Below are 7702 nucleotides of genomic sequence, written 5' to 3' on the forward strand. Positions count from 1 at the left end.
GAGTGATCAGGCGGGCAACCAGCTCGCCGCCGGCCGCACCCGCTGCACCGGCCGCCGCCGAGTTGCCCTGCGCCTGGGCGACAACGGCACCCAAAACCGCATGGGCCATGACGTTGAGTACTTTATTGTCGCCAGTGGATTTCTTGATTACCTGCGCGAGGTATGGTGCCGATGCACCTGCCAACGCAGAACCGATATCACTGCCCGCCAACCCTTGCAGTGCCGCTGTCACGACAAGGGTCACGCGCTGGTAGTCACCGCTGGTGCCGTGCTTGCCCATGATTCGCTGCAAGCGTCGCTAACAACCAGTTTGTCCTGATAGGACTTGACCGTCGCCTTGCTTGCCCATACAACACCTGTCCGGGACTTACCGGAAGAAACAACAGGCGCGACAGGCACTACTTCGCCAGTTGCTTTTGCACCATCAAATTACGGGAGCAAAACCTCTCGCTTAGTGCTGCCAAAACTTGATTCATTGCCACAAGCGGGTCAATACCATCTTGAGAGTAATACTATAAAAAGCCATATCTTCCGGATAATCAAATTCTGCATAGACCTCTTGAAGCCTATTTATTTTATTTTCATCACTATCATTCGACACATCAATACAAAGTAGAAAAGCTAAGCGCCACTTATCGATTTCGGCAGCACAATTCGTCATCTCCATTTGTCTTGAGACAATCTCAAGAATTTCTTCATCGCTTAAATATTCACCACCAGCAATGATGGCAACCTGCTCGCTTTCACAACCATTTAAAAGCAAATTCAAAAATTTCTTCTCGACCTACCCAGCGCTTCCTAAATCCCCAATAAATGGTTGATCAACAAACCAAACCCAAACTAATCAATACACCAAGTGAAGTCATCACCCCTCCCGTTATTTTTTAGGAACTTGGTTGGGCAGACCATTTACTTTGCCACCAGGAATAAAGCGTCGATGAGTCACATTACCTTGATCAACAATCCATTCAAAAACCCCACTAATTCCGTTATTGCTGCCTTCAATTTATCGTAACTCTGACACCCTAACCACCTCGCCACCTGGACCTTTGGTTGGTATCTCAAATCTAGCTGCATCACCAGCATAGTTATCAATTATGTCATTAAACCCGCGCTATCCATCAGGAGCAACTGTTACTTTTGCACCTATGAATTTCCAACATAAATACTGCCATCCGGAAGAGTCATAACCCAAGGCTCAGAAGAAGATGAACAGAACACATCTAACCTTCTGCCGTCGGAAAGAATAAGTGACGGATCAATAGGCTGACCACTCGTAATCCAGGACATATTAACAACTGGAAGACCTATCAATTCTTCTATGCGCATGCCTGCTTGATCATCCCAACATGCAAACAAAAGCTCTTTACCTTGGGATACTCTCCAAGCACTACCACTTACAAAACCCCAATTGTCGCCAGAGAGAACCAAGGAATCACCATCCCACTTAACATTTTTAATGCAAAGCGGGAGAAAGGATAAGATAAGCTTTAGAAAATCAAACATTAGTCTACCTGCTCAATAGGAGTTCCGAGATACAGCTTGCCATCCGCAGCCAAGACTTCTGCCAGTAATTGGTATTGATGATTCGCCGATATATATCCGGCAGTCTCGCAGTTTCAGCAAAGCCCGCCCGGCTGACGAACCTTCACAACAGCCCGCTGGCAAAGCTGCTTTTTTCAGTGACAGATTCTTTTGAACCATTAGCTCAAGCCGCACGCCTCTAGAAAAAATGGCAGCGGAATCACTTGCTCACTGCCAGCCCCTGAAGATAATACATCTCCTAAAGTAGCCGTACCACACTCAAAGTCCAAGACAACATCAAAACAGTTAAACTCAAAACTTCTTATAGCCACGTGCGCCGCTGAATTTATAGCGTCTCTTACAGCGGCTGCAAGCGCCTCTCTTACGGAGTCGCTAAGCTCCTGTTCCAGAAAATTACTAAGCAAGTCATTTTTCATGGTGCGTTCTCATTTGGGGAAGGCCGTGTTTATTACCCCATCCCGAACATTTATTTTCAGAGTACTGGTTGGTTTCCCAGAAACATCTACGCCAATGATTTTGCCAATGTTGTGCTCAACTACATATCCACCCGGACCATTGGGAGTTACCTTCCCGTACCTCAAAGCGCTATCCACATAGCTCGATACATCTTTTAGAGATGTACCAGCAGCAAACTTATTTGTATTAGAGAATCCGGACCAGGGCCATGGCGATAGAAGACATGTTCAATACCCGTCATCAGTCCACCGTGCTTATAGGTGTTAGAGCTCCAAGATGCATCGATTTGCCGAGGTGCCGGCAACGCTTTCAATGGTTCAGTAGCTTTTGCACCAGACGCTACGTACTGACTGGTCTCATTAATCAGCCGAGACGCTTCAGCAAGGTTCCCTTTCTTTAGCGCTGTTTCAACCGCTTTAATCGCCTTGCCCGAAGCATCCCCTACACCCGGGACGACACCTATGGTTGCGGCGAGATAATCCAGCGCGCTCTCCGCTTCCGCATAGCTCTTTATATCACCAATTACAGGTACAAAATCAGCCCCCGTCGACAGTGTATCTTTTAGGTGTTCCCGCCGCTCCTTGTACATCTTGACCGAGCAGGCATCCGAGCTTAACCCAGCGCAGTTCTGCTGCTTGTAGCGTTCGTTTTCTGCCTTGACATGCTCTCGGCCACCACCTCCGGTGTCTTGCCTGCCGCCAATGCCTCAGCAATATCGCTAAGCGCGTTGTTTTCCGCGGCGTTCCTTCCCGCCTGCCCAATAAATACGCGGTCTGCAGGGCAGTCTTTAGTCGCCTCTAACTACACGCTGCACCCCAGTGGATTCGGGACTTTGGCCGCACCGGCAAGGTGCGTATGGTATATCGCCAACAGACTGGGGTTTAAGGGCAGCCAAACACCGCGAAAACCGCACCGATTTAAGAGCAAGCATCGGCCAGAGGATCAAACCCTTTGCCAGCGGCCCGACCGCTGGCAGCGGTAGCCGAGAAGTAGAACAAAGATAGCCGCCCAATAGCTGAGAGACAGTAACAGATGGCTGATAACTCGGCAGCCCGATAGCACAAAAGAAGCAGTTCACCGGCGTGAGGCAGACATGATGCGTCGATGATGCAAATCGGCTGCTGCCGGCCGAGTGGGACCAGTTAGGACGGCATTTCCCCAATCATGGGGCAATGCATAGCTGGTCACTGCAAGAACATATCAATGTCATCCAGAGCATCCTCAACCTGCCCTGAGATAGCAGGCTCATCTAGATGACCAGAAGGGCATTGAGCACCTTCTCTTTCTCAAGCTGGCGATGAATTCTTGCTATATGCCCAAGGCAAGTTGCCGCAAGCCCTCTAATTTCGGGATTTTCGTTGCTGAGAAACTCTAATCATTTGCTCTGCACCCACTTCCAATCTGACTCATAAAACGCAATGGACACCAATGCCTCACAAATACGCTTAACCTCAGTCGAGGCAAAGGCTTTCTCAGCAGCTTGCTTACTCATTCGTTGGGAGTCCTGATAGTTCATCATTGCTTTCCGCCAACAAAAATGTTGCCTTTGCGATCAGCCATTCCAGTCTGTTGCAAGGCTTTTTTGCATATCTGGATGCAAGTCTTTCCAAGAGCGGACATGGCCGTGATAAGTCGTATCCAAAGTCTTATCAAAAACCACAAACTCTTTCGACTCGTAATCAATTACGACTCGGCGAGGGGACGTAGTCTTAACTTGGATTGAACTATCCAGTGCATCCTGCCCATTAATCGGGGCACGACTCTTAACGGCATTATCAACTTTCCCTTTATAGGGCGCTGCTTCGTAGTCCAGCCGGCGCATAGCACCAGCACTGTCTCCAGCCACACCTGTTGCCTTTGCGCCAGCATCCTTCTCCGGGTGGGTATACGGCATGCCAGTTTCAGCATCCGTCGAGACAGTCGAGGTGTATGGCGCCTTTCCTGTCCCTGCCCCTTGTGCAGCCGCTCGCGCCGCGCTTTCTCGCTTCATCAGCGACTCGGCAACCTGCCCTAGCTTAGCAGCACGGTAGCCACAAAATTTTGACTTCCAGAGCCAATAAGCCCTTTGCCGACATCAAAAACTTCGCTGTGCCCAGCCATCGTAAGCGATCCATGAACCCCACCTACCGCCAGATGGGCCTCAGGTTTACCGTGGCATCTCTGGTGAGCAGTTCCACGGCAGCAACGCCTCGAAGTCTTCTACCAATGAGGCCTGCGGCAACCGCTCCAGTACGTGGCGCAGCCACGTATAGGGCTCTTGGCCGTTGACCTTCGCAGTCTCGACAAGGCTGTAGATCTGCGCACTGGCCGTCGCGCCCATGGCCGTATCACTGAAAAGCTACGCCTTGCGCCCGATGAAAAATGGCTTTATCGCCCGCTCCGCCAGGTTGTTGTCGATCGGCAGATGGCCCGCCTCGACATACCGTTCCAGGCGGTTCCAGTTGTTTGCCAGGTAATGCACCGCCTTACCCAGTACGCTTTGCGGCGTGATTTGCGAGTGCGTCTTGTCGAGCCAACTTTTCAACTGATCGAGGACCTCGGCAAAAACCGTCTACGCAAGAATGTTTTGTAGTTGTCAGGCGCCGCACTTATTAACGTCTCGAGATCATCACCACGAACCAGAGAATGGTCGACTATAGACTCAACAAAATAGTACAGATACTCAGGATTTTCACTTAACTCCAACTCAAAACCCCGAAGAAACTCCAGTATGCATTCAAATGAATTTTTCTGCACCAGAGTGCAACCTAAAAACTCGTACGCAGATATATAGTATGAGTTCTCAACGATGCCACCCACCCCGCCCAACTCTTCTAATGAAGCCTCCAGAGCTTCAGCGGAACAGAAGGGTAAAGAAGCCAACCACAGAACAAATTTTCTGAAGTACTCATCGGCCAAGAGCATTGTCGATATCCTTTATTAGCTGTTTAGCAAAATCAATATCCCGCTGACTGTAAGGGTATTTGCCGGGTGGTTGATTGTCAGCATTACGAACTAGATCGCTTAGTCTATTCCTGACCTCGATGGCTTTTTGCTCATACCCAGCAGGAGACAACATGTCACCTGTAGCTTTCTCATAACGCACAGCGTCAGCCAATCCACCGTTTCCGACCCTGCTGCCAGTTTTATCCGCACCGTAATACGAAGTCAGAATCTTTTTGAATTGGTCGCTATCTGCCGGCCGATAAGTAGCCCCCCCTTAGGCGCATCCACGCTAGCTTTTGCACCGCTGGTAGCTTTGCCTAGTATCAGCACCGCCGCAAATTTTACTACATCATCCCGCGAAGCACCTTTATCGACAAGGCTGATGATCCCTGGCACATCCACCGGCGCCAAAGTCGAGCCGAGCAAGCCATCCTGACGTGCCCGCTCATTGATTTCCTCCTCACTTAACCCTTGCCCTCTCCATTCCGCAATCAGCTCGCTAGCTCTAATAGCCTTCACATACGGATTGGCAACAACGCCTATTGGCGACCAGTCGCTGCCCGACAGCGCATGGCTAAATTACTGCTGAGTAAAATATATAGCCCCGGCTAGACCGGGGATTTCTTTGAGTAACGCTCTTCTAATCTTTTAGCCGAATTTAAAACACTACCCCTCTCTTCAGGGAAGAACGCAGAGTAAACATCGGCCGCAATTTTCATTAAAAAAACATAATCGAATACAGGAATACTTGAGGTCTCCACCTCCCCCAAAAAGAAACTAACCTCATTAAATTCTTCAGGATCATCCCAATCCTGATCAAGAGAATAGAAATACCCTTCGCCCACAGAGAAGCCGAAACCCTTCGAAGCCTCATAGATAAACGCCGGAAAATTGGTCCTCCCCCTCTCTATAGATGCCTCTATTAGCTCGTAGAGGTCTTCATAATCCAGACCGGTGGAAGCGAATGATTTCTTGAGCGTTTCAAGCCAAGATAAAATAGCCATCATTTTGTCCTGGGCGGCATAGTGATGAAGGAGTTTGTTATTTCTCCAGTCTTGCTATTACGTGTCACCTGGAAGTAATAACCATCAATTTTAATACTAGCCTCTCTCAAGGCTGGATTAGTTTGGAAAACAGACTCAGCCTGGACTGCCGCACGACTAGACATATCAGCCACCTTACTGTCCGACAGTACTTTTGAATCGTAAGTTGTTTTCGTGGACAGCGGTTTATACCCACCAATCAATTCACCCTTTGTATTAGTTCTAGGCAACTGATAGCTGTATTCAACAACCCCTGGGAAACGACTATCTGTGATCTTGTTGGAAATCTTCGCACCGGTTATCTCAACCGACTCCATGAATGCATCATTGTTGTGGGCACCAGAAGTCGTACCCGCCTTACTGTTTCGCACGCCGATCTGGGTGTTATGACCGAGAACTGACTCGTTAAAGTTCTTCGGAAGTGTAGAGGCTGCTTGCGCACCAGCCGTAGCAGTTCCTTTTGCACCAATTGAATATCAAGCAAATTTCAACCACCCCTTATGCTCACTCCATCAAGCAGACATTAGAGTTGCCTTCCACAAATTACCATCTTTAGAAAATTCCATACGCAAAGCATGCATCCCAAACTCGTACTTCACCCACGGATGCACATAGCCGATTAACATATCAAGCCTACCTTGCCCCCCTTTATCGGCACGACCTAGCTCTTGAAGAACCTCTTGTTCACTCCACGCCTGAGCCACGCGACCAAGCATATCCCCTCTATACGCAGAATACCCCTCATGAGCTTGTACAAAAAAATGAATATGGTTTAATTTTCCCGCGCGAAACCCAAATTCCAAACCTGACTCAAAAAATTTATAAAACTTGGTTTTCCCCACCGAATCATTATAACTGTCTGGGGTTTCTAAAATGATCGGAAGCTCTCCAACCCTGTGACACACCTCCGTCACTATCGGCTCTTCCTCGCCTTGACCAAGAGCTCGAACAAAATCCGACCAAGCATTCATTATTCAATAACCCCTGTCTGACGATTTCTTTCCACAATTTTTTTAACGGTTTCATCCACAAGCTTTGAGTCGTAGCCTCGGCTCGTTAAATTAGCTCGCAACGCAGCTGTATCACGACAAACTGCACCGCAAAGGTCTGCCGCATCTTTCTGAATTTGAGCTGGCGTATTTTTTCCGCCGTACGTAGGACCTGCAACATGTACATCTCGTGGAACCTCTACAGCAGTCGCATTTTGATAAAGGGCCTTCGTTTCCACATCAGTAAGAGGGCGGCCTAATTCAGCTTCCTTTGCCGTACGCAACGCAGCAAATGAAGGAATATGGTCATGTTCTAGACCATCACCCACCACTTCTCTCGCTTTCAGATTTTGATAAGAGTCTACCTCAAGCTCTTGAACTGCAGTTTTGGAAGGCAGGTTCCCTTTTGCACCGCTGATAGCTTTGCCTAGTATCAGCACCGCCGCAAATTTTACTACATCATCCCGCGAAGCACCTTTATCGACAAGGCTGATGATCCCTGGCACATCCACCGGCGACAAAGTCGAGCCGAGCAAGCCATCCTGACGTGCCCGCTCAATGATTGCCTCCTCACTTAACCCTTGCCCTCTCCACTCCGCAAACAGCTCACTCTCTCTGATCGCCTTCACATACCGATTGGCAACAACGCCCATAGGCGACCAGTCGCTGCCCGACAGCGCATAGACATCAAGGAAGCTCGCGTCGGCGTCGCTCTTCTGCGCGTCCACTACCCCCCTCATCATC

General features: G+C 49.1%; 10 protein-coding genes and 2 pseudogenes. All 12 read right to left on the reverse strand.

Annotated elements, in window-relative coordinates; all coding sequences use genetic code 11:
- A partial coding sequence (locus JKP78_RS12505) for a hypothetical protein (protein ID WP_200626766.1) occupies positions 1–280 on the reverse strand: 280 nt, incomplete at its 3' end.
- Between the two features lie 192 nt (positions 281–472).
- Positions 473–769: a DUF2247 family protein gene (locus JKP78_RS25080; protein WP_234454605.1), complete on the reverse strand. Its 297-nt coding sequence runs from the start codon at positions 767–769 to the stop codon at positions 473–475.
- A gap of 377 nt (positions 770–1146) precedes the next feature.
- A complete protein-coding gene (locus JKP78_RS12515; RefSeq protein ID WP_200626767.1) occupies positions 1147–1506 on the reverse strand; it encodes a hypothetical protein in 360 nt (119 codons plus the stop codon).
- A gap of 197 nt (positions 1507–1703) precedes the next feature.
- Complete coding sequence (locus JKP78_RS12520) at positions 1704–1961, reverse strand: hypothetical protein (RefSeq protein WP_200626768.1); 258 nt, start codon at positions 1959–1961, stop codon at positions 1704–1706.
- Between the two features lie 194 nt (positions 1962–2155).
- Positions 2156–2590: a hypothetical protein gene (locus JKP78_RS25085; RefSeq protein WP_234454606.1), complete on the reverse strand. Its 435-nt coding sequence runs from the start codon at positions 2588–2590 to the stop codon at positions 2156–2158.
- A gap of 963 nt (positions 2591–3553) precedes the next feature.
- On the reverse strand, positions 3554–3991 hold the full coding sequence (locus JKP78_RS25090; protein ID WP_234454607.1) for a hypothetical protein: 438 nt from the start codon (positions 3989–3991) through the stop codon (positions 3554–3556).
- A gap of 156 nt (positions 3992–4147) precedes the next feature.
- Positions 4148–4537 (reverse strand): annotated as a pseudogene (locus tag JKP78_RS12535) (IS66 family transposase); the annotation flags it as partial.
- Positions 4522–4905 (reverse strand): hypothetical protein, encoded by a 384-nt coding sequence (locus JKP78_RS25450; RefSeq protein WP_200626769.1) that lies wholly within the window; start codon positions 4903–4905, stop codon positions 4522–4524. The pseudogene JKP78_RS12535 and the gene JKP78_RS25450, both read right to left, overlap by 16 nt.
- A gap of 629 nt (positions 4906–5534) precedes the next feature.
- On the reverse strand, positions 5535–5930 hold the full coding sequence (locus JKP78_RS12545; protein WP_200626770.1) for a hypothetical protein: 396 nt from the start codon (positions 5928–5930) through the stop codon (positions 5535–5537).
- On the reverse strand, positions 5930–6286 hold the full coding sequence (locus JKP78_RS12550) for a hypothetical protein (RefSeq protein WP_200626771.1): 357 nt from the start codon (positions 6284–6286) through the stop codon (positions 5930–5932). The genes JKP78_RS12545 and JKP78_RS12550 overlap by 1 nt, the downstream gene beginning before the upstream one ends.
- Positions 6287–6481: 195 nt before the next feature.
- Positions 6482–6940, reverse strand: a complete 459-nt coding sequence (locus tag JKP78_RS12555; protein ID WP_200626772.1) for a hypothetical protein — start codon at positions 6938–6940, stop codon at positions 6482–6484.
- Positions 6940–7702 (reverse strand): annotated as a pseudogene (locus JKP78_RS12560) (hypothetical protein); the annotation flags it as partial. The pseudogene JKP78_RS12560 and the gene JKP78_RS12555, both read right to left, overlap by 1 nt.

Source organism: Pseudomonas sp. LAM2023 (assembly GCF_016620375.1).
GTDB classification, from domain to species: Bacteria; Pseudomonadota; Gammaproteobacteria; order Pseudomonadales; family Pseudomonadaceae; genus Aquipseudomonas; species Aquipseudomonas anuradhapurensis.